The organism is Allobaculum stercoricanis DSM 13633, from assembly GCF_000384195.1.
Taxonomy (GTDB): Bacteria; Bacillota_I; Bacilli_A; order Erysipelotrichales; family Erysipelotrichaceae; genus Allobaculum; species Allobaculum stercoricanis.
Genome location: NZ_KB913034.1, coordinates 578,798 through 600,494, shown reverse-complemented (window position 1 = coordinate 600,494; position 21,697 = coordinate 578,798). Strand labels below are relative to the sequence as shown.

Here is a 21,697-nt window from a genome sequence, read left to right as displayed (position 1 = left end):
TTATTTATCCCAGAAGAATGAATAAGTAGTTTGCGAATACACCAGCGCAAAGACCGCCGATTAACTGGAATAAAATAGCTTGTTTAACGAATTGGTTTTGTTTCAAAGTATCCAACATACCGATGTGAGTACTTAAGAATCCAGACATGCAGATACCCATACCTGTAAATACTGCTACAGTCTGTGCATTTGCTAATCCTTGGTCGATGAATCCTTGAGTCATACCCATCGCACTACCTACAGCACCTAAAGCTGTGAATGGATATGCTAATACTTCCGCATTATCGAAGCCCCAAAGAACACGAGCAACTGGTAAGAAGTATTGTCCGATTGTAGGTAATAATTTAACACCTTCATAAGCAACACCTAAGTATTCACCATTTTCACCAGCTGGACCGAAAGTTAAGATCATTACGAATGTACAGATTAATACAGTACCGGAAGCACAAGCTAAACCTAAAGATACACCAGATTTAGCCCCTTCCATCATTGCTGACATGAAACGTTCGAATACTCCACCGTTACGGATTACACGAGTTTCACCTTGTTCATCATGTTCAACAACAACGCGTTCTTTTGGACTTTCGTTGTAGTATTTTTTAGCACTTCTTAACATTAAACGAACGGAAACAACACCACCTAAGAAAGCACCGATGTTACCGATCAATACAGCCATGAAGTATTCACTACCTAAACTTAACATGTAAGCTGTAACGATCAGACCCATACCAAATGTAGTCCCTAAGTTTGTGAAAGTTGCTTTTTCAGCTTTTGTGAAATATTTGCTGAATCCTTCGTCTTCTGCAAGGGATAAGATTGCAGGGTTATCAGAGATGTAAGTAACTGTTGCTCCTAATGCTGCTGCCCCTGGTAAACCAAATAAAGGACGCATAACTGGAGAAATGATCTTGTTGATCAAAGCGATTACCCCAAATTCTGATAAGATAGCTGCAACTGCTCCAGCTAAAATAGCTACGGCCATAATGTAGAATGATGTGTTAATTAATACATCGAACCCAGTTTTCATCATAACCGAGAAGACTTTGTCGATTCCCATTACACTACCTAAGTAAGTGAACAGTCCGACGATTACTGCCAGAGTAATAAACGTTTCTAAAGAAATCGCTTTTACATGGCGTAATTCTTTTTGTTGATTTTCCATAAATCCTCCAACTCTTTTATCTCTTTCTTTCAAAATCACTATATCTAACATGTGAAAGTGTTGTCAAGCGTAATTTCATTATTATGAACGGATTTATGATTTTCGTGAAATTATTGTCAAATATTTAAAAAAGTACAAAAAAACGCTTTTTTCACAACCTGTTGTCTTGAAGAAAGCTCTTTTTTGTACTTCGTTCTATTTATTTGTTCATCAGTCGTTAGCAAACAAATTAAATGGCTTTTTATATCTAACGTATTTCAACCTCTGATGATTTTTAATCACCTTCAAAATTTCATCAGACGATTTCACTACCATGAAATTCTGACCGAATGTCAAAAAGATGAGATTTTTATATTCAAAAGCTCGATTTAAATTTTTATATGCAAAATTTTGGTTGTTATAGCGAATATGATCATTATGGACAACAACCTCAATAGGATCTCCAATTCTTGATTTCACCATCTTTTGCACGTTCTTTTTCACGCCACGAATATAAAAGAAAATATAAGCCGCAAGAGCCATCAATAGGATAGATACCATCAAGCAAAATTGCCCGAGCTGAATACTCAATTGTGATAAAGGCGAACTTGCCAAAATACATAAAAAAGAAAATCCTAAGCAATAGTAAATCGATTGTTTTCTTGAAAAAAATTTCGCGCCCGCTGATACACGCGTTTGAAACATTACGTCAGCAACATCTTTTAATTCTTGATTTGTTAATTGTTGTAACATTCTCTACCCTCTTCTCTATAGATTTCAATGCATTTAAAAAATGCGATCTCCGTTCTTTACCGATTCAGACATTTGTAAAAGTACAACACCTTGTTCGGAGTCTGAACCTAAAACACGAACTTCACTTTTCACCGAACCAATATGCATTGGTTCTAAATTTACACAACATACTACTTGTCGACCAACCAAGTCCTCTGGTTGATATAAAGTTTTAATCTGTGCCGATGACTTTTTTACTCCAATAACAGGTCCAAAGTCAATGCTTAACACATAAGCTGGATTTCTCGACTTTTTATTTTCTTTTACATCTAATACTGTACCTACTCTCACGTCAACTTTATCGAAGTCATCAATATTAATCATAATTTACCTCCTTTATGCTCAACAGATAAGTTTTGTGTTTTTATCTATAATACGCTCAATCACTTGAATAATATCCCATATTCGCCAATTCGTAGTTGATTTACTATATCCAAATTCAAGGATCTTTAATTCGCATTTAGCACCATTTTAAATTTTATATTCTGATGAGTTGATTCTGGGGATCATATCATTTTCAGTATTCGTATAAGTTCTAATTTAATATCCCTTTTGTAAAAATCGAATTTCCGCCACTTTTCTCAATTTACCTATTCATTATTTTTTGTCTTTAATCAAACATCTATCCATCCAGCATAGTCTAATCTGTTGTCCTTAAAAATGCTTAAATTAGCATGTTTTAAATCGCTTCATTCAAGCATCAAATTGTAAACAAAATCAAAATCCCCTCTTTAAAATAGTGTTTTGATTATAAATCAGTAACAATGATTTTGAGGGATTTGGACGAAGAAATTGAAAGCGGGATTCCATCTCACCTGATGCGATTCTGGATCAATCATCTATTCCACATAATCGCAATCCTACTTTGCATATACATTCATTCAAAGATGGAAGCTCAATTGCATGCAGGTATTGAATTGTATCTTTTCGATTTTGTTCGATTGTGTATAGAATGCACTTCACTTTCGGACCACTAAGGATTAAGTTGTTTTGATACAAATCATGCAGGCGATGTTTAGGTGTCTATTCCATCTCGATACTGTGAATGTTGTACAAATGGCCATATAGATTCTCATATCGACAAGGAGGGATCAATCGTAACAATTCACGAATCAAATAAATAAACGATATTTTCAAATCATCATCTCTTTATGTAAATAAAAATTTATTCTGTAGAATATATTTTTATTCTTTAGGATAAATATTTATCCAATTCTTATATATAAAGTTCCATTTATACTCATTCGTTTAAATAGTATCTTTCCCTTATTTATGAAAGATAATTGAGCCCCAAACAAACTTGTATAACTTAGAAAATCTCTTTATCGTCAAGCTATATTTATACCTCTTATGCATTCATAGAAAAGGAGCGTTGCGAAATGATTCAAGAACTGACAAAAGCAGAGCTTGAAATCATGAAGATTTTCTGGAGAAGTGAGACCCCTTTAACAAGGAAAGAAGTCGCTTCACTAACGACAAAGATCAAACCAAATTCAGTAAATCCAATGATACACAACTTAATTGAAAAAGACTGGATCCAACCAGCTGGACGTGTCTATTCTTCCACAACCTCTTCACAATCTTTTACACCTAAGAGGGAATTTTACGATTATTTATGTACGGTTATCGAGTCTCCAGATATCCCCGCAATCATGATTGCATTAAGTACTGAGCTTGGTAACGAAAAAAATATTGATCTCGTCATGGCCGCTTTACTCGAACAAAAAAGCCGATTACACGCCAATCAAGACGATCAATAAACTAAAACATTCCATTTGAACAGAAGATGAATCGCATCTTCTGTTTTTTATTACCTTTCCCGGCCTATGTCAGACAAAAAAAGATGACCCTCACAAAGAAGATCATCTAATATTCAAATATATTTAGAAATCGAATTAAGCTAAAGCTGCTTTAGCTTCTTCAACGATTTTTGCGAATGCTTCTGCATCATGGATAGCCATTTCAGAAAGCATTTTGCGGTTGATTTCGATTCCAGCAAGTTTTAAACCGTGCATTAATTTGGAATAAGAAATGTCGTTCATACGAGCTGCAGCGTTGATACGTGCAATCCATAATTTACGCATATTTCCTTTTAATTTACGACGGTCATTGTAAGCATATTTAAAGCTGTGCATTACCTGCTCATTGGCAGTTTTGTACAGGGTATGTTTACTTCCAAAGTAACCTTTAGCAAGTTTTAAAACTTTTTTTCTTCTACGACGAGCAACTACTCCACCTTTAACTCTTGGCATATTCTCTTATCCTCCTCTTATTTCACTAACATGTATTTGATACGTTTCATATCTGTTGCATCTACTGTTGTAGCTTTTGCAAGATGACGTCTTTGGTCTTTAGTCTTACCGTGGAAACGGTGAGAAGTATAAGCGTGGGATCTTTTTAATTTTCCACTTCCAGTTTTTTTAACGCGTTTAGCGAGGCCTCTGTGGCTTTTCATTTTTGGCATAGTCGTATTCCTCCTTCTTTATGGTTCAGTTTTCAGAAGACTATTTGTCGTTCTGAGTTTTTTCCGCTTTCTCGTTTTGAGCAGGTGCAGCCTTTTTCTTTTGTGGCGCAATAACCAAGGACATTGTATTTCCTTCAAGGGATGGTTTCTTTTCAACCGTTGCAATGTCTTGAACCTGTTCAAGGAAGTCATTCATAATCTGACGACCAACATCTTGGCGAGTCATCATACGTCCGCGGAATCGCATATCAATTTTAACTTTCATGCCCTGCTCAATCCATTTGCGAACCTGGCGAAGTTTCGTTTCAAAATCATGCGTATCCACGACAGGGGAAAGACGGAGCGATTTCAGCTCTACTGTGTGCTGTTTGCGCTTAGCTTCTTTTTCTTTTTTCTGCTGTTCGAAACGGTATTTACCATAATCAAGAACTTTGCAGACAGCTGGACGAGCTTTAGGAGCGACGCACAACAAATCTAAGTTTTGTCGATAAGCAATTTCTAATGCCTCGCGTTTTGTTTTAACTCCTAGCTGATTCCCGTTGGCATCGATTACCAGTACATTACTGAAGGGAATCCGTTCATTGAATAAATCGTCATTGACGTTATTCGGGGCAACTTTTCTGTTATTGATAAGTGAGTACCTTCCTTTCGTGAACTCATAAAAAAATGGGCGCAAAGAGCGCACCCAAAATACCTATTCGATCAATATATTTGATTGAAATTTGGCATAGGACCCATGTGTCATTCACACATCAGGTGAGAAGGGGTGCTTCTTCTTTCCATTTCTTACCGAATTATCATATTAAAATATCCAAAAAAAGTCAAACGATTCATTTGAATTTCCATGGATATCTGCTGTTATTTCTTTTAGCTTTTTTAGTTTACCGATTTTTATGTAAAGTAGCTAGCTTTACGCATATTTCCCTTTAAATTTGTCAGAATTTATTTCTACTTTTGCATATAGCCACAAAAAACAAAACCACCCGCCAAATTAGACTGATGGTTTTAAAAGATGAGTCAAGATTGTTTTTTGTTTTTTGATCCCATTAGCGATTAATGACAAATGGACGCCATGGGACTAATGCTTCTAAAAGACCGAGTTCTTCTTCTGGTAAATGACCAATGACGTTTTTACGAGGATCCGCTGGCATATCTTTCGTTACGATATGTAGTTCCCCTTTATAACGGCCATAACCGTCATTCAAGATGACAAAATCACCACGTTTTAATTCACGACAGTTTTCTGGTTTGATCGTTTCATTTGCATAAGTTACACGTGGATTTGAACTGCGTGCTGCATACGCAGAGATATCGCCACGAACATGGTGTTCGTGTTCATAAAGAACTTTATATTCACCAGGTTGTAATTCTTTTTCAAGAATAGGTTTGAGATTTAATACACCTGGCTGTAATTTGCTTAACGCTTCTAATTCTTCGACAGTTGCATAGCAGTTTGCGATTAAAATATCGTCAATCGTTCCTTCTGCAATTAATAAACGAGCTTGCGCATCGAGTGGTAAATCACGGTGATCTTCTAATGTGCAAAGTCCTTCATTCACAGGCCATGGACCAAATGTTCCTGGGCGACTAGAACCGATAAATGCTGCAATTTTCAAATTCAGCGCTTTAATATCCGCATTGCATTTTCTAAAGTGTTCCAATGATAATCCCGAATAACGTTGTGGATAGAAGTTGTGACAAGTGACTAAATGAGAAACATCAGGATGGTGGGAACAAATGTTCGCAATATAACCATTTCCCATACTTGCATTCAATTCAATGATTAACCCTTGTGGGTTGCAAGTCATTAATGCTTCGGTTAATCCGCCATAACCTTCATCTAAACGAATGCCATCTGCATGCATATCTTTAAAGAATTGTAAGTTATTCCATTCAACACCTAATTTTTTTAATACAGGTGGAGCAACGTCATAAATAATTTCCATTCCTCGTTCATGCGCATAGTCATTCAAAGGACGAAATTCTGCAATGATTTCATCTGCACTTTTTCCTTCAACAGATAAAAGACAAGAAAAAATTCTTGTAAAACCAAATTTTGCAGCATCATCAATATACTGTTTAATTCTTTCAACACTATCGTGTTCTGGATAAATTGAAATCCCAAGTCTTGCCATGTGTCCTCCTTAGATCTCGTTCAATTTCGCTTTCCATAAAACATTTTCTATAAAATCAATTTGATGAATGTTCTCTTATTTTTTAGTATAAACAAAACCTATCAAAAAAGAATGAAATTTTTATCCTTGCGTTAGGTGATCTTTTCCCTCAACTTTTGTCTTTAAAGAAAAAGGAAAGGCATCCCTTTCCTTTTGAATTGTATCTTTCTCACTAACGGTTAATCGAACGCGCCATGCGTGTCCAAGTATGACGTTTACCACGAATTGTAACGCTGTAGGCCATCAAGTTTTCTGGATCCATTCCGCCAATACCCGCATCTCCTACGTGATGTAAATCTGTACCTGTCATTTTGCACATTAAAGCAATCTGTTCAATCGTATTTTTAGATGCACTTTCTTGAGAAGTTCCGATTGCTGTTAAAGTCAATTTTCCATTTTCATGAATGTATTCCACCATATCTTTAACGAATTCGAATGTAACACCAGGAACTGTACCTGGTGCTGGAAGTAAAATGACATCTGCTCCAGCACTGATAAATTCGTTGATTTGTTCTTTTGTGACAATATTGCATCCAGCTTCTTTTTTAGAACCAGCAGCATGCATTTTCCCTGCCATTAAAATGAGATCATCGCCCACTTCGCTTTTCATCTGTTTTAATGCTTCAATAATTGCTGCATTATCAACACCTGTTCCTGGATTTCCTGTTAATAAAATAAAGTCAAATCCTAATTCTTTGGCTTTACGGGCATTTTCGATCGTTGCTTTACGACCGTTGACCATGCTTTCCTGTTTTCCGATCATTTCGGATTTTCCAACTGGTTCTAAGTTCAATCCCACCATGCGTCCAGTAAGATGTTTTACTTTACGCACAACTTCACTTGGTTCGGCTTCAACACCAGCGATATAAGGATTTTCGCAATCAAATGCATTGAACAACAATAAGTCAGCACCAAAAGCGCATGCCACTTCAGCATCACTTAATGGACCTAAAATTTGAGTTTTGTGGAATAAAGATAATTCTTGAACGATAACGCGTCCTTCACTTGCTTCAATTGCTTCAAGTTTATCCGCTTTATTCATTTTGACTAAATCAGATGTGTCACAGTTTAACAAACGTTTCATGATTCATAATCCTTTCAAATGTATATGTCTGTCAGATTCTCAATCCTTGTCCTATTCTATTCAATAGATCAAGTTTCTTTGCGTTCGAAGAGATTTTGATTGAATAGAGATTCAACGGTCTTCTTATGTATCATTTTAAAGGAATTCCTTGCTATTTTTTGGGTAGATTGCACATCTCGTTAGGTAAAATTTCCATTCGCTTATTTTCTAATTTAAGCGTATTCTATAAGTTGAGCGCTTTCATAACTTATGTGAAAATGAGACGTTTTATGCGATTAAATTCCTTAGATTTGAAAAGTTTTGTTGTTGACTTGAAAATCTTTGGGCAAGTGGTAATATATTTGAGCAAACAATGGATCCTTAGCTCAGTTGGCAGAGCAACTGACTCTTAATCAGTGGGTCTAGGGTTCGAATCCCTAAGGATCCACCATTGAAATCAACTCGAGTTTCTTTATTAACACGATAAAGAAACTCGTTTTTTTATTGGTCGCAAAAATTGCATAATTCAAATGACCTTTTGCTACTCTTCGTTAATCCATGCAACCCCATAAAGGTGCAGGATAAATAATTCATTATGTTTAAGTTTTAAATCATTTCTTCAATTGCTCAAAACATTTTATTCGACCACATGTTCTTTTTCGCTTACAATCAATCTATATAAATCGAATCTTTTGATTTAAAGCTTAAGCTGATTATTCTGTTGTTTTTTATTCTCGTCAAAATATCCTTTTAAGTGTTTTGAACTTCTCGTTTTTCGTTGTACATTATGACTAAGGACTTTCACATATTTTAATTTGGATATTCAAATGTTGTTGTTATTTTCTTTCCTTTCGCAGGTAAAATGAACGATTGATATTAATGTATGAATAACCAAACAACAATTCTTCCTCAACGAAAGGATGACACACCACAATGAAATTGTACGTAATTCGCCATGGTGAGACCGATCGCAATAAGGCCAACCGCGTTCTAGGTCGAAGTGACTTACCATTGAACGCTACTGGAAAACGCCAAGCGGATCTTGCGGGAATTCAACTCGCTAAAATCCACTTCGATGCGATCTATTCTTCGCCAATGATTCGAGTCGATCAAACTGCCCATGAAATCACAAAATATCAACATCTTGCTGCTCCAATCATTTATGATGATCGCTTAATTGAAATGAACTTTGGAATCTATGAAGGCGTTTTACGCAACGACCCTGAGTTTCAAAAAGTTAAACGAAACTTCTTCAAACCTCTTTCTGGTGGTGAATCTTATCTGGAAGTTGCTTGTCGTGTCTATTCTTTTCTTGATGATCTTGCGAAAAAAGATGGCAAATATGGATTGGAAAACGTCTTAATCGTCACGCATGGTGGCATTATGCGCATGATTGAGAACTATTTTCATCCTATGGATCCCGAGCAATTTGCGACATTCTTTGTTAAAAACTGCACGGTTCGCACATATGATCTTCCCGCTTTAAATAGAGATGAAAAAAAGCCGCTCAGTGCCCACCAATTAAACGAATTGCATCAAGCTATCCCTGAACTTGTCCATGAACAGACAAATCGAGAAATTTGCCATATCTCTGGTCTGTATCCCAATGGACCACACGGAAAATAAACATATTTTTCCCTTTAACAATCATGATTTTATCTCTGACACAGAACAAGAATGTCCTCTTTTCCTGTCCTGTGTCTTTATTATTTAATCCCTCTTCATTGCATTTAAAAGGAGCGTCCAATATGAGTCAATCAAACCCCAACATCCATCATCAACATATTTGTACTGGGCTTTTAGCTCATGTAGATGCAGGCAAAACCACTTGCATTGAATCGATGTTATTCAATGCGGGGGTCATTCAAAAAACAGGTCGTGTCGATCATCAAGATGCCTTTCTTGATTTCGATTCTCTCGAACGTCAAAGAGGGATTACGATTTATTCCAAGCAAGCTGGTTTAACGTGGAACGATGTCAAAATCAACGTTATTGATACGCCTGGCCACGCTGACTTCTCTGCTGAAATGGAGCGCACCCTTTCTGTAATCGATTGTGCCATCGTTTTAATTAGTGCTTTAGATGGCGTTCAATCCCATACCAAAACGATTTGGCGATGCTTGGAAACATATAAAATTCCCGCAATCATTTTTATCAACAAAATGGATGCAACTCATCTAACGAAAGAAGAACTCCTTCAAAACATTTCCACACAACTCGAACAAAATATCATCGATTTACAAGCGCCTGATTGGATCGAACAATTCGCAAGTTGTGACGAAGAGTTAATGGAACAATTTTTTGAAAACGAATCCCTTTCTCCAACCTCGATGGCCAAAGCAGTCATGGATCGAAAAGCATTTCCTGTTCTCTTTGGCTCCGCTTTAAAAAACGAAGGGATTGACGCCTTACTCAATGCGCTTGTTCAATACACACTCCCTCAAGATTATCCAAGTAATTTTGGGGCGCGGGTATTTAAAGTCACTCGCGATGATACTTCAATGCCTATTGTCCATCTTAAAATTACGGGTGGTTCTTTAAAGGCCAAAGAAGTCATTCAAGATCAAAAAATCGATCAAATCCGTATTTATCAAGGACGTGGATTCCAAAGTGTTCAAGAAGCCGTTGCTGGGGAAATTGTTTCGGTAAAAGGACTAAAAGACGTTCTTCCTGGCGATGGACTTGGATTTGAACAATCATTCCATAAAGCGTTACTTTCCCCTGCTTTATATTACGAACTCATCTTACCAAGTGGTTGCGATCCCGTTTTGATGATGGGCTATATGCGCGTACTGATGATGGAAGACCCTGCTTTACAAGTTGAATTTAATGAACAAACACAATCCATTGCTGTTCATTTAATGGGAGCTATTCAAAAAGATGTATTAAAAAAGAAAATCTTTGAACAATCGGGATTTCAAGTCGAATTTTCGACCGGAAAAATTGTTTATAAAGAAACAATCGCCAATCCCGTCATGGGCTATGGGCACTTTGAACCATTACGCCATTATGCCGAAGTTCACGTTTTACTCGAACCGGCACCACGCAACTCCGGTATTTCTTTCTCTTCGAAAGTCAGCCGCGATGTTCTCTCCCTCAATTGGCAACGTTTGATCCTCTCTGCTTTAGCGGATTGGAAAATCCCAGGGATCTTGACGCATTCGCCATTAACCGATGTCAAGATTACGCTTGTGAATGGCCGTGCCCATCAAAAGCACACCTCTGGTGGTGACTTTAGACAAGCTAGCCATCGTGCCGTGCGCCAAGGATTAATGAAAGCAGAAAATGTGTTATTAGAACCGTATTTCCAATTTACGATTCAAACGAGTAGTGAACACCTCTCCAAGATCCTTTATTTATTAGAAACGCGCAAAGCCACTGTTGAAATCAAAGAATTAGATTCCCATAACGTCCAAATTGTAGGACAAGGACCCGTGCGTACGTTAATGAACATTCAAGAAGATCTCGCAAAAAGCTCTAAAGGATCGGCCCATATCGAAATGGAAACGAGTGGATATCAAGAATGTACAGATAGCCAAGAGATTATTGAACAAATTGGTTATCAAGCCGAATTGGATCGCAAAAACCCATGTGGTTCTGTCTTTTGTTCTAATGGCAGTGGCACAATTATTGATTGGTACGAAGTCGAAGATCATCTCCATATTCCAATCGAAACAGCAGGTGCTTCTTCTTCGCCAACTTTGAATTCTTCAAAAGTTTCGCAAGATGAATTAAAACGGGTCTTTGCCCAAGCCGGTGGTGCCAATCGCAATGCCAAAAAACAAACGATGCAAAAGAAGAAACGTACCGAACTTTCTTTAGAGCCGACGCAAGTCAAAGACTTCAAACACTTGCCAACTTGCTTAATCGTCGATGGCTATAACATGATCTATGCTTGGTCAGATCTTAAAGAGATTGCGAGAACCTCTTTGTTTGCAGCTCGTGAAGAATTGATCACACGCCTTGTCAACTACCAAGGCTATAAAGGTTGGTCGATGATTATCGTTTTCGATGGAACAAAAACGCAAGGATCCAAAGGTTCTACAAGCAAAAATGGATCGTCTTCGATTGTCTATACTTCTTCTGGAGTCACTGCCGATAGCTTTATCGAAAAGAAAGTTCACGATCTCCAAGGCAAGTTTTCTTGTATTGCAGCAACGAGTGATAATTTAATCCAGAACTCTGTGTTCTCCCATGGGGCAAGAAGAATTTCGGCTCGAGAACTCGAAAGTCTCGTCCAATCGACAAATACCCTTGCTTTTAGCGCCTTAGATAACCTCAAAAAGAAAGGTTCTTTCTAATCTCAAATCATATAAAAGACCGATGATCGACAAGAAACTTGAACCATCCTTGTCATATTGGTCTTTTTCTTTTGTTCACTCTCTTTATATTTTTCGGATGAATATGGATGATTTGATCAACTGATCGTCTAGCTTGTTCTCATGAAGGGATGAGAGTAAAGTGAAAGTAAGAACAATGAAAGGAGGCAGGATCATGAACAAATTAGATTCTCTAGCTAATGAAATTCAAAATTTAAACACAAATACACGTAAAGCTTTAGCCGCAAAAGTATTAAATAATCAAGCAAATCGTTTAACAAATAGCTTTATTTCTCTTGATGAAGATCATGACCGTTACGTCAAACAAGCTCGTACCGATCGCGCATTTAAAGCGATTGCGCTTGGGGCTATTGCGACAAGTGTAGCTTGTGCTACGGCTTATGTCGCTTTAAAAGTGAATCAAAAAATTGAAGAACAAGCCGAAAAAGAAAGAATCAGAGAACAAGAAGAAAAGAAAGCAATGATTCAAAAACTTTCTCGCATTAAAGGAAGAGTTTAATTCCCTTCTATTTAGCCATTTAGGGCTTTCGAACAATTCGAAAGCCCTTTTCTCTTGCATTTTTTCTTCTTCTACTATTTTTTTAGGCATTATTATCAATTGTCGATACAATAGATCTCGCTTTTTTAAGGAGAAATTCTATGGACATGATTCGACTTCAAATTAAAATCTTATGTTTTCTTGCGATCGGTTGGATCATGGGGCGTAAAAAATGGATCAGCCAATCAACGGCGAAACAAATGAATTTTTTAGTGGCAAATCTAATTTTGCCTTGCTCCATTTTCATCTCATTTTTAATTGAACCAACCGATGAGATCATTCAATCTACTCTAACTATTTTTGTTCTTTCCTTTGGGATTCAGGTATTGATGCTCTTTGTTTCTCCTCTATTATGGAAACACATACGTGATCCAAAACATAGAATTAATCTCGAGTATGCAACTGTATCCAATAACGCAGGTACACTTGGCACAATTATCTCACAAGCAGCTTTTGGCCAAATCGGTGTTCTTTATGCTTCAATTTATGCAATTTGGTTACGCATTGTGATGTGGGCTTATGGCATCACAATTTATCAATCCAACAAACAAATGGATCTAAAAGCTTTAGTCAAAAAAGTCGTTTTCCATCCTTGTATGATTGCAATTGAAGTTGGCGTCCTTTGTATGGTTGCTCAATATTTTGGATTTCAATTCCCTACGTTATTAGAAGAAACACTATCTGATCTAGGTAAGTGTAATACCGTATTCATCATGCTGATCATTGGCGTGATTCTTTCGCAAATCGATATTCGCGATGTCTTTCAAAAAGATGTTCTATTGTATTGCCTATTCCGCCTTGTTCTCATTCCGATAGCGATTGGCTGTCTTTTAGCCCTAATTGGAATTAGTGGTCTGCCTCTTGGAATTTGTGTACTCGAAAGTGCAATGCCAGCGCCAGTCACGATGGCGATCTTATCCCAAAAATACGATGTTGATGAACGTTTTGCTAGCGAGCTAATTTTCTTATCGACAGTTCTGTCGATGATCACTCTTCCTTTATGGACAATCGTTTTAACTTCCCTATAATTGGGTAAAAAAAGACTGAATCTTACTTTACAGTGTGATTCAGTCTTTTATTTTATGCTTCTTTTCGTGTGAATAAGACATGAGAATACGAGTAGCCATTTTCTTCAACGTGACCTAGGCAAGTTGAAGTAAACTGATCGCAATCCCATTGCGGAAACCAAGTATCCGCTTCAAATTCACAATCAATCAAAGTCAAATACATACCCGCACAAGCGTCTAACATTTGTTGATAGATCGAACCTCCGCCAATCACAAAAATAGTTTGATCCGTATCTTGATATGTTTGCAGAAATGCATCGATCGAATGAAACACTTCCAAATTTTCTTGTGGTTTCATTTCACTTGTCGTGATGACGATATGTTTTCTTCCCGGTAACATCTTGGGCAAACTTTCAAATGTTTTTCGCCCCATGACCATCGCATGACCTTTTGTTGTATCTCTAAAAAATGTCAAATCCTGTTTGAGTGCTCTTTTCCAAGGCATATCGCCCTGTAATCCTAATTCGCGATTTTTCCCAATCGCCGCAATCATCATTAACTTCATTATTGTGCAATCGGCATGCTGATTTTTCCCATATGCCTGTACCCTTCTAAACGTATATCTTTTAATTCTTTGGAGTTATCGAATTGATAAAAATCTTCCACTTTTGGATTTAGCCACAGTGTTGGTGCTTCATACGATCCATTTTCGTGCCATCTAGAGAGTTGTTCTTGAATTCCCTCGATTTGATTAACATAAATATGCGCATCTTTAATCGACCAATCTAATGTTCCCACTTCTAAATGACAAACTTGGGCCAACATTTTCATCAATACTGCGTATTGTGTCACATTAAATGGTAAACCAAGTGGAACATCACAAGATCTTTGGTGAACCCAAACATTGAGTTTTCCATCGGTAATATCCCATTCACTACTCCATACACAACTTGGCAACACGGCTGTTTCCATTTCGGCATCTTGCCATAGCGAAACTACACGTCGGCGATCCTCAGGCGTTTCTTGAAGAGATTGAATCAAACGATCAATCAACCCATACTTTTTGACAACATAACCATATGCGGTCCCAATCGTATGCGCCATGGATGGATCGAAATGGCGTAATACTTTTCCTGTTTTTACATCTTTCCAGTCGCCGTTTTCATCAATTTCCCATTCATCCCAAATATGCACATTGCGTTCTTGTAGCCAACGAACATCATTGCTTTGCGCCTGATAAATCCATAACATCTCTAAAACTGCTTGGCGAATAAAGAGCTGCTTTGTCGTTAAGATTGGAAATTCTTGTCCAACGTCAAGTTGGAAATGCGTACTTGGTATTTTGATGGTATCAATTCCCGTCCGGTTATGGACGCGTGTTCCTGTCGTTAATATCGTTTCGCATAACGAACAATAAATATCATCCCATTTTGCCATATGTTTATCGCTCCACTTTCTCTTGTTGTTGAGGCAAAATCACCTCATTGATGTAATGTGCGATAGCATCTTCATCGTTAGTATATTCACTCACGACATCACAAATTGCTTTGACACCTGGTAAAGCATTTTTCATCGCAACACCGGTTCCGGCTGTCATCAACATTTGCACGTCGTTATTTTCGTCTCCAAAAGCAACGACATTTTTTAAGTTTAAACCAAAGTGATCGCAAACTTTGTATAAGCCATAACCTTTATTAATATCTGGATCGACGAATTCATAAAGAACGTCACTTGTTGAAAAGCCAATAACGCCAGGAATTTTAATTTTATCCCCAATTTCTTTAACGCGAGGCTGTTCTTGAACAGTAGAGCGAATAACGAGCTTATTCACATTATGATTTTCTAAAAATGCTTCTAAATCTACGATAATTTCTTCTTCACCATATAATTTGGCATTAGCAATCGTTTCTGGCGTGGAGTATTGAACATAACGTTTATTTCCAACCATCACCTCAAAATGAAGCGTTGGCATATCGTGATAAGCTTCAATAATCTTCCAGATTGTGTGTCCTGGCAGAATAGAATATGTTTCTTTTTCTTTGCGTCGAACATCATAAAGAACGCCACCATTCATCCCAATTAAAAAGCTAATGGAATCTTGAATGCCCCATCCTTCACAAAGAATTAAGCCACTTTCTACCGGACGGCCAGAGACAATTCCAAATAAGATCCCGTGTTCTTTTAATTCACGAATCGCTTCTTTCGTTTTTTCGCTGACTTTCTTTTCACTTGTTAATAAAGTCCCATCTAAATCAACAGCTACAAGTGTTGTAATCGGGCGGTTTTGATTTTCCATAGTGTTTCTCCTTCTATTTTATATAGTCAATATTTTCAAAGAGGTTTTATTCTTTTTATTGTTGTGTCATCTGGATTAAATACTGTTTTGTTTTTTCAAGTAACATTTCTACTTCATGACGTGTTTTATGATCCGTGATGAGATTTTCATCTAACATATTTTGAAGAGGTATATTCCAATATCCTGCTTCTAAAATGAGATCAGCAGATTTTGAAAAATTCAAATCAAAGACAAATCCTAAAAACGAAATCCACATATCGAGTGCGGTTTGACGATCTGAACGTAAAACACTTTTACCACTCATAATTGAATCATAAACGATCGGCGTAATCGTTGCATGTTGAATAGCGGTAATTGGTTGGCCACTAGTATCGATTGCATCTTGGGTTGCTGCAACACGGAAAATATCAATCTTATCGGCGTCGCGAACGATTTGATCCAATGTTCTTTGCCATCCTACATGCTGATCAGGGATTGCTAACATACTATGCACGCGAACAGCTTCTATAATTTGTGTTTGTTGATCTAAAGAAAAATCATCTGCGAGAATTTTTTCTTCTTTTAAAATTGAAGCCCCGAGGGCAGCATGATCCACGCTTTGAGAATCAAAAAAAGTATGATAGCGACGCACTTGTTCAAAACGCCCGATATCATGAAATAACGCAGCAACATGCGCAAGTTGTTTTTGTTGGTCATTGAGTTCTAAACTTTTAGCAATTTGATCAGCGGCTTGAACGACATAACCAGTATGTTCGATTTTCAATGCAATTTTAGGATCCGTTGGATCATATGGTTTGACATACTCATCAAAAAATTTTTCTTGTTTGGTTTGCGCTGGTTTGATCATGTTCTACCTTCTTTATCTTCCTCATCATTTTAACGTCTTTGTTTGTTTTAATAAATTTTTGACTCTTTCGCTCGTTGATTTTTGCAGAAAAAACTCATCGATTGCTTATGAATCCTCTTGCATCGATGAGTTTTTTGATTCATTCTTTTTTAATCAAATCGGTGCGCATTAGTCTAATTGTGGAACATCAAATGCGCTTCCCGATTCTAATTTTCTACTTTCGATCATCTGCATTAATCGATCTAATTCTTGGGTGAAGTGTTCGTTTTCATCAAACTCTTCTACTTCGATTTCTTGATGCAAATTGACATATGTTTTCTTGTCTTTGTTAATGCGAACGTTAAAGATGTCATTCGTGAGTTCTTTTAAAACTCCGTTGCGATCAAATGTAAACACAAATTGTTCTTTTGTCGCCTCATCTAAAGCGACTAACGTTTGCGTTTCGTTCTCATCTTCCGAAACCATTGTTCGTTTAGCCATCGTTTGATAGTCAGAAACAGATCGAATCGTTGCAGTGAGCTCATATCCATCTTCTGTTTCAATGCAATCATAAACATATAAAGATGCGTTTTGAATCGGATCTATGCTACGTAAATATCCCCCGTTCATTAAGTTTTCTTGTAAGAACACTTCGGCATACGTATCTTGCGTATATGTATCCTCGTTAATATCAGTAATCAGCCCCTCATCAAAATGTGCTTGTTCATGATTGAGGAGGGCTTTGACTGCAATCGAGCGATTGGAAGAAACTCGCGCAAACTTACCATATAAATTGAGTAAAGTAGATTGATTTTTGTCATCGTTTTCCATATAACTCATCGCAAGAATGTCATGATCGCGAATGATCATTCCACTTTGACGATCAATTTCTTCTAACAAATTTGCCGGTGTATGACTTGTAATATCATCACCTTTATAGTCATACAATTCGATCTCACTATTGGTTTCTACTTTTCCATGATGGAATTCTACAGTCTGATTTAAAAGCTTTGTCCAAATTTCTTTTGCCAGTTGATCATCTTGATTGGCTTGTACAAGTTGATTCAATAAATCATTTGAAATCGCACTTGGATTATTTGTGGTCGCTTCACTTGGTTCTTGCAGTGTAGCTGAAGCAGTATTTGTCTGGGACGGATTCTGGTTGGCGTTTTGACATCCAACAAGAACATTCGTTGCCAATAAAAGGGCAAGACTCATTCTTGAATATTGTTTCATCATAGGCCTTCTTTCAACTCGCTATTTTAAAGTGGGGGTTCAATTCAACATGATCCTTGAATAGAAATGATAAAGTTTGTTTAACATGTGTGATTGAACTTATTAACGATCATTTTAGGGATTTCCAAAAAATTTTCTCTTATTCTACATTCATTATAAGGCACAATCATGTAGATTGACCAATTTTACCTAGATCCCCCTGTCCACCTTCATTCTCTATTTCTATAGGTTGTAAGATCTTCTTCTATTCATCTTAAAAGAAAGCAAAGTTCAACTATAAAAAGAATCGCTTTGCCTAACTTGTTCTTTATGATTTAGATTTTGATTGTTTAGATTTTTCTTCTGAAAAAAGAATCAGATTTTTTGCGGTTGAATCTTCTTCCATCTTCTTAGCTTCATGAACAACGCTTGTTCCATCATAGTTATCTTTCATCCAAAGATACGTTTGATTGGATACTGTTTGCATCATTTTCAAACAGTTATTGTAGTCGACTAAGTCTGTTGTCATCATACTGAGAATATAAACGCCATCATCCATCCATACAATCACTGAATCATTGGACGTATTGGATAACCAACCTGCTTTATTGCCTGTTTTTACATTTGCTGGAATTCCCGCCAGTAAACGCCCTGGAATTCTTTGTTGACAGATGAGATTTTCCATTGCTTTTGAATGTTTGAGCTTACCTAAGTAAATATCTTGCAGAATCTTTGACGAATCATGAACACTTGTAAAGTTTCCATAAGCGCGATTTTCCATTCTCGTTTGACTATAGCCGTGTTGCTTGCACCAATTTGTCAATTCTTCTACACCTTGGGCATAGCTTCCGTTTGCTAAAACAGCAGTTAAATACTTCCAACTTTCATTATCACTAACGGTAATCATTGCATGTAAAGCGTTGTCGATTGTTGTTTTTCCATAGCGCGCAATATACGTTTCATAATTTTCGTAAATTGCCCCCATCACAAACAATTTCATCGTACTTGCTGATTGTTGAACACCATTGTTCCAAAGATACTGTTCATTTTGATTAGGTAAACGCAAAGCAAGCGAGTAAGTCTCATTGGGTCGTTTATTTTGCTCAATATATTGTGTTAATCGATTCATCAATTTTTGCACATCTTGCTTCAGTTTGCCGGTTTGCGCATCGAATTCAAGTAGACGTCCTTGATATTCCATCGTGCCGGTAAATCGATTTCCTTCTTGATCATAATAATAGGCGCTACGATCAGCTCCATAGCGAATCATTTTATCGCGGACCATATGGCCATCACCTAGATCAAAATAGCGGATTTGATTGTTGATATTTTGTTCACCTGTTGCCATTTGGCCATCGCCTAAATAGAGACGATAACAGCTTTCTGTAATCAATTCTCCTGTTTGGTGTTCAGGCAACACATCAATATATCCAAAGCTCATCTTACCCTCGTGATTAGGATCAAAGTAAGCAGCATGGACGCGCATTTTTAACGTTCCGACAATCTGATTGCCTTTGCTATCAAAAGCTTGTAGCGTTGCTTGATTGTTTTGTTGTTGGACAACGACATTGGCATAAGGTGTCACTTTAAATGCTACACCTAAATCAATCCACCCCAGTTTACAAAGCGCTTCTCGTTCTTGAGGATCTGGACTTAAAGCAATTCTTTTGTCGTTTGGATTTTGAATTTGATAAACTTCTTGGCCATCAATTGGGCTTGCATAGAGAATGGTTTGATCTTGACTCCAACCCTTTGCTTTAAGTTGGTCCATTTCTTCTTTTTTCGACGTATAACGATGATGTCCCGTTGATTTTTGATAAAAACGGTAAATTGGAACACCCTCTTTTATCGTTGAGCCAAAAATGATGCCTTCATTACGCCACCCCATTGCCTCTAAATCATGCACTTCATGCATATCTGTAGACAGCAAATGTTCACCTGTATTGGGATTATAAATGGAATGAACGGGCTGGGTTTCCATATAAGGTCGAATCGCCATCAAGCGTTCTTTGAGCGTTTTTCTTTGTTCTTTATCTAAACTTTCTAATTGAACAACAAGTGGATATTGGCTCAGTTTTCTTGAGAGGGTTGATCTTGTTTCGAGTTCTTCAATGCCTTGAATAAGAAGTTCAACATCTTTAGTTCCTAATGTTTTCGCGGGTGCATTGATATTGATTTGCGGAACATAGTTTTGAATTTGCGCTTCTGTTAACTTTACAATTTGCATCGCTGAAGATTGATCAAAAGAGGTTTGCAAATCCTCTGATTCTTCATTCACTTCTAGTTGGGTTGACTCTTCAATAAATTGATCTTCACTAGCCTGTTCGCTCCATGCTTCTTCTTTTGCATAAAGTACTTGCGTCATGATCAAGCAAAGCGGCAAAGTGACCAAACCTATTTTTTTGATCCAAGATCGTGTATGGGAAAATCGATTTTTCGGCATTTCTTCTTCCTTCTTTCAAACACAAAAAAACAAGCAAAAATGCTCATTTCTTTTTTGATTATACCAACAGAATTCATAGCTCGCTATGTATCTTGTTTTTTTAGGCCAAAAAGAAAACGACAAGACTTTTTCTTGATCATCTTGTCGTTTTTTAAGCTTTTATATCGTGATGAATGATTCAATCCAAGCAATGGATTCAAAATCATGAAGCTAGCAAATCCTTATTCTTGATCAATCCGTTCAATTTTAAAAATATTGAGCGTATCGACATCAGGACAAGAAAAGACAGCTTCTCCTTTCGGTTGGCCGGGGATTTCACCACCGTATCGCAAAATATCAATATAAGGAAAAGCAACATGCATCGCCATTGGGCAAAGTTTTCCTCTTTCAAGATCAAAATCAAAGCTATCCCCAATTTGATGTCCCCGATGACAACCACATTTTCCTTTTTGATCGATTAGTGTGATTCGAATTTTCGGCTTGTTCATCCTTCTAAATCCTCTAAATACATTTCCAAAGGAATCCCTTTATACTTATCAACGTTATTCATATTGAGTTCAACCATTTTTTTAACAACATCCATTGCCTTTTGAGTGGCTTTGACAACAGGTAAACCTTCTAAGATTTTGCCTGTAAATACTGCGGAGAAAATATCTCCAGTCCCTGGAAAACGAACAGGAACTTCTTCAAAGTCGATTTTAAAGTATGAGTCGAGTTGATGATCATATCCTACAACTGCACTTTGTTTTGTTCCTTTTAAAATTGCACTTGTGATCACGACAGATTTTGCGCCAGTAGCGCGTAAAACCTCGATCATGTTGCGATATTCTTCTTCTGTATAGCCATCTTTTTGATAAGGCATTTTCGCCAAATATGCGGCTTCGGTATAGTTAGGAACAATGTAATCGGCAACAGAAATTAATTCACGCATTAAATCAATTGTCGTCTCTTCCACGCCATTATAGAGTATTCCATCATCACCCATAATTGGATCACAGAAGATGACTGTTCCTTTTTGTGCTTTCTTTTTACAAAAATCAGAGATCAATTTTGTTTGTTCTTGAGACACAATAAAGCCTGTAGAGATGGCATCAAATTCAAATTGCAATTCATCCCAAACTTGCATTGTATTTTTCATATAACCCGTTGTTTCTAAAATATCGAACTTACCATAGTCCAATGTATTGGAAACAAGTGCTGTTGGTAAATTAAAGATTTCATATTTCATGTGAGATAACACAGGAATCATTGCCGCAAGGGCAACTTTTCCATATCCCGCCATATCATTAATCAAAAGAATTTTCTTACTCATATAATCTCCTTTCCATTCGGATTTCGAGTCGAATAACGTTTAATAGTATTAGAATAGCCATTTTTTCACTTTATTTAAAGGAGATT

Annotated in this window: 21 protein-coding genes and 1 tRNA gene; 6 read left to right on the top strand and 16 right to left on the bottom strand. The window is 37.0% G+C overall.

The features are described from left to right. Positions 1-4: 4 nt before the first annotated feature. The 3 genes from ALLST_RS0102855 to ALLST_RS0102845 all read right to left on the bottom strand — a co-directional run bounded on the left by ALLST_RS0102855 (position 5) and on the right by ALLST_RS0102845 (position 2,257). Positions 5-1,162, bottom strand: a complete 1,158-nt coding sequence (locus tag ALLST_RS0102855; protein WP_019892539.1) for a CD0519/CD1768 family membrane protein — start codon at positions 1,160-1,162, stop codon at positions 5-7. Positions 1,163-1,372: 210 nt separating this feature from the next. Then, positions 1,373-1,894 (bottom strand): hypothetical protein, encoded by a 522-nt coding sequence (locus ALLST_RS0102850; RefSeq protein WP_019892538.1) that lies wholly within the window; start codon positions 1,892-1,894, stop codon positions 1,373-1,375. A 33-nt stretch (positions 1,895-1,927) separates the two neighbouring features. Next, a complete protein-coding gene (locus ALLST_RS0102845; RefSeq protein ID WP_019892537.1) occupies positions 1,928-2,257 on the bottom strand; it encodes a tRNA-binding protein in 330 nt (109 codons plus the stop codon). Between the two features lie 1,055 nt (positions 2,258-3,312). On the opposite strand from ALLST_RS0102845, the gene ALLST_RS0102840 reads away from it, so the two are divergent. After that, positions 3,313-3,693 (top strand): BlaI/MecI/CopY family transcriptional regulator, encoded by a 381-nt coding sequence (locus ALLST_RS0102840; protein WP_019892536.1) that lies wholly within the window; start codon positions 3,313-3,315, stop codon positions 3,691-3,693. Positions 3,694-3,828: 135 nt separating this feature from the next. Here the strand turns inward: ALLST_RS0102840 and rplT are convergent, their stop codons facing one another. The 5 genes from rplT to ALLST_RS0102815 form a co-directional block, all read right to left on the bottom strand. After that, positions 3,829-4,185 (bottom strand): 50S ribosomal protein L20, encoded by a 357-nt coding sequence (gene rplT, locus ALLST_RS0102835; protein WP_019892535.1) that lies wholly within the window; start codon positions 4,183-4,185, stop codon positions 3,829-3,831. Between the two features lie 17 nt (positions 4,186-4,202). Beyond that, positions 4,203-4,397, bottom strand: coding sequence for a 50S ribosomal protein L35 (rpmI, locus tag ALLST_RS0102830; protein ID WP_019892534.1), 195 nt, complete (start codon positions 4,395-4,397; stop codon positions 4,203-4,205). A gap of 40 nt (positions 4,398-4,437) precedes the next feature. Continuing rightward, positions 4,438-5,082: a translation initiation factor IF-3 gene (gene infC, locus ALLST_RS09870; protein WP_019892533.1), complete on the bottom strand. Its 645-nt coding sequence runs from the start codon at positions 5,080-5,082 to the stop codon at positions 4,438-4,440. 361 nt (positions 5,083-5,443) lie between these two features. Continuing rightward, complete coding sequence (locus ALLST_RS0102820; RefSeq protein ID WP_019892531.1) at positions 5,444-6,532, bottom strand: DUF871 domain-containing protein; 1,089 nt, start codon at positions 6,530-6,532, stop codon at positions 5,444-5,446. A 211-nt stretch (positions 6,533-6,743) separates the two neighbouring features. After that, positions 6,744-7,655 carry a DUF7916 family protein gene (locus tag ALLST_RS0102815; protein ID WP_019892530.1) on the bottom strand — a complete coding sequence of 304 codons (912 nt, stop codon included), beginning with the start codon at positions 7,653-7,655 and terminating at the stop codon, positions 6,744-6,746. Between the two features lie 354 nt (positions 7,656-8,009). Here ALLST_RS0102815 and ALLST_RS0102810 point away from each other — a divergent pair. The 5 genes from ALLST_RS0102810 (at position 8,010) to ALLST_RS0102790 (ending at position 13,540) form a co-directional block, all read left to right on the top strand. Further along, positions 8,010-8,085: transfer RNA gene (locus ALLST_RS0102810), tRNA-Lys, on the top strand. A gap of 482 nt (positions 8,086-8,567) precedes the next feature. After that, positions 8,568-9,260, top strand: coding sequence for a histidine phosphatase family protein (locus ALLST_RS09865; RefSeq protein ID WP_019892529.1), 693 nt, complete (start codon positions 8,568-8,570; stop codon positions 9,258-9,260). A 122-nt stretch (positions 9,261-9,382) separates the two neighbouring features. Beyond that, positions 9,383-11,935, top strand: a complete 2,553-nt coding sequence (locus tag ALLST_RS0102800) for a translation factor GTPase family protein (RefSeq protein WP_019892527.1) — start codon at positions 9,383-9,385, stop codon at positions 11,933-11,935. A gap of 193 nt (positions 11,936-12,128) precedes the next feature. Then, positions 12,129-12,473 carry a hypothetical protein gene (locus tag ALLST_RS0102795; RefSeq protein WP_019892526.1) on the top strand — a complete coding sequence of 115 codons (345 nt, stop codon included), beginning with the start codon at positions 12,129-12,131 and terminating at the stop codon, positions 12,471-12,473. Positions 12,474-12,613: 140 nt separating this feature from the next. Beyond that, positions 12,614-13,540, top strand: a complete 927-nt coding sequence (locus ALLST_RS0102790; RefSeq protein WP_019892525.1) for an AEC family transporter — start codon at positions 12,614-12,616, stop codon at positions 13,538-13,540. A gap of 52 nt (positions 13,541-13,592) precedes the next feature. Here the strand turns inward: ALLST_RS0102790 and ALLST_RS0102785 are convergent, their stop codons facing one another. The 8 genes from ALLST_RS0102785 to ALLST_RS0102750 all read right to left on the bottom strand — a co-directional run bounded on the left by ALLST_RS0102785 (position 13,593) and on the right by ALLST_RS0102750 (position 21,611). Then, the gene (locus ALLST_RS0102785; protein WP_026472748.1) at positions 13,593-14,084 is read right to left on the bottom strand and encodes a dihydrofolate reductase; all 492 of its coding nucleotides are present in this window, start codon (positions 14,082-14,084) and stop codon (positions 13,593-13,595) included. Beyond that, positions 14,084-14,956 carry a thymidylate synthase gene (gene thyA, locus ALLST_RS0102780; protein ID WP_019892523.1) on the bottom strand — a complete coding sequence of 291 codons (873 nt, stop codon included), beginning with the start codon at positions 14,954-14,956 and terminating at the stop codon, positions 14,084-14,086. The genes ALLST_RS0102785 and thyA overlap by 1 nt, the downstream gene beginning before the upstream one ends. 4 nt (positions 14,957-14,960) lie before the next feature. Continuing rightward, positions 14,961-15,815 (bottom strand): Cof-type HAD-IIB family hydrolase, encoded by an 855-nt coding sequence (locus tag ALLST_RS0102775; protein WP_019892522.1) that lies wholly within the window; start codon positions 15,813-15,815, stop codon positions 14,961-14,963. A gap of 55 nt (positions 15,816-15,870) precedes the next feature. Next, a complete protein-coding gene (locus tag ALLST_RS10965) occupies positions 15,871-16,662 on the bottom strand; it encodes an HD domain-containing protein (protein ID WP_019892521.1) in 792 nt (263 codons plus the stop codon). Positions 16,663-16,830: 168 nt separating this feature from the next. Next, positions 16,831-17,880: a hypothetical protein gene (locus ALLST_RS0102765; protein ID WP_156816550.1), complete on the bottom strand. Its 1,050-nt coding sequence runs from the start codon at positions 17,878-17,880 to the stop codon at positions 16,831-16,833. 304 nt (positions 17,881-18,184) lie between these two features. Next, positions 18,185-20,299 carry a serine hydrolase gene (locus ALLST_RS0102760; protein WP_019892518.1) on the bottom strand — a complete coding sequence of 705 codons (2,115 nt, stop codon included), beginning with the start codon at positions 20,297-20,299 and terminating at the stop codon, positions 18,185-18,187. A 221-nt stretch (positions 20,300-20,520) separates the two neighbouring features. Continuing rightward, positions 20,521-20,787: a TIGR04076 family protein gene (locus ALLST_RS0102755; protein ID WP_019892516.1), complete on the bottom strand. Its 267-nt coding sequence runs from the start codon at positions 20,785-20,787 to the stop codon at positions 20,521-20,523. Continuing rightward, entirely contained in the window at positions 20,784-21,611 is an 828-nt protein-coding gene (locus tag ALLST_RS0102750; protein ID WP_019892515.1) for a pyridoxamine kinase, read from the bottom strand. Before ALLST_RS0102750 ends, ALLST_RS0102755 begins: the two co-directional genes overlap by 4 nt. Between the last annotated feature and the right edge of the window lie 86 nt (positions 21,612-21,697).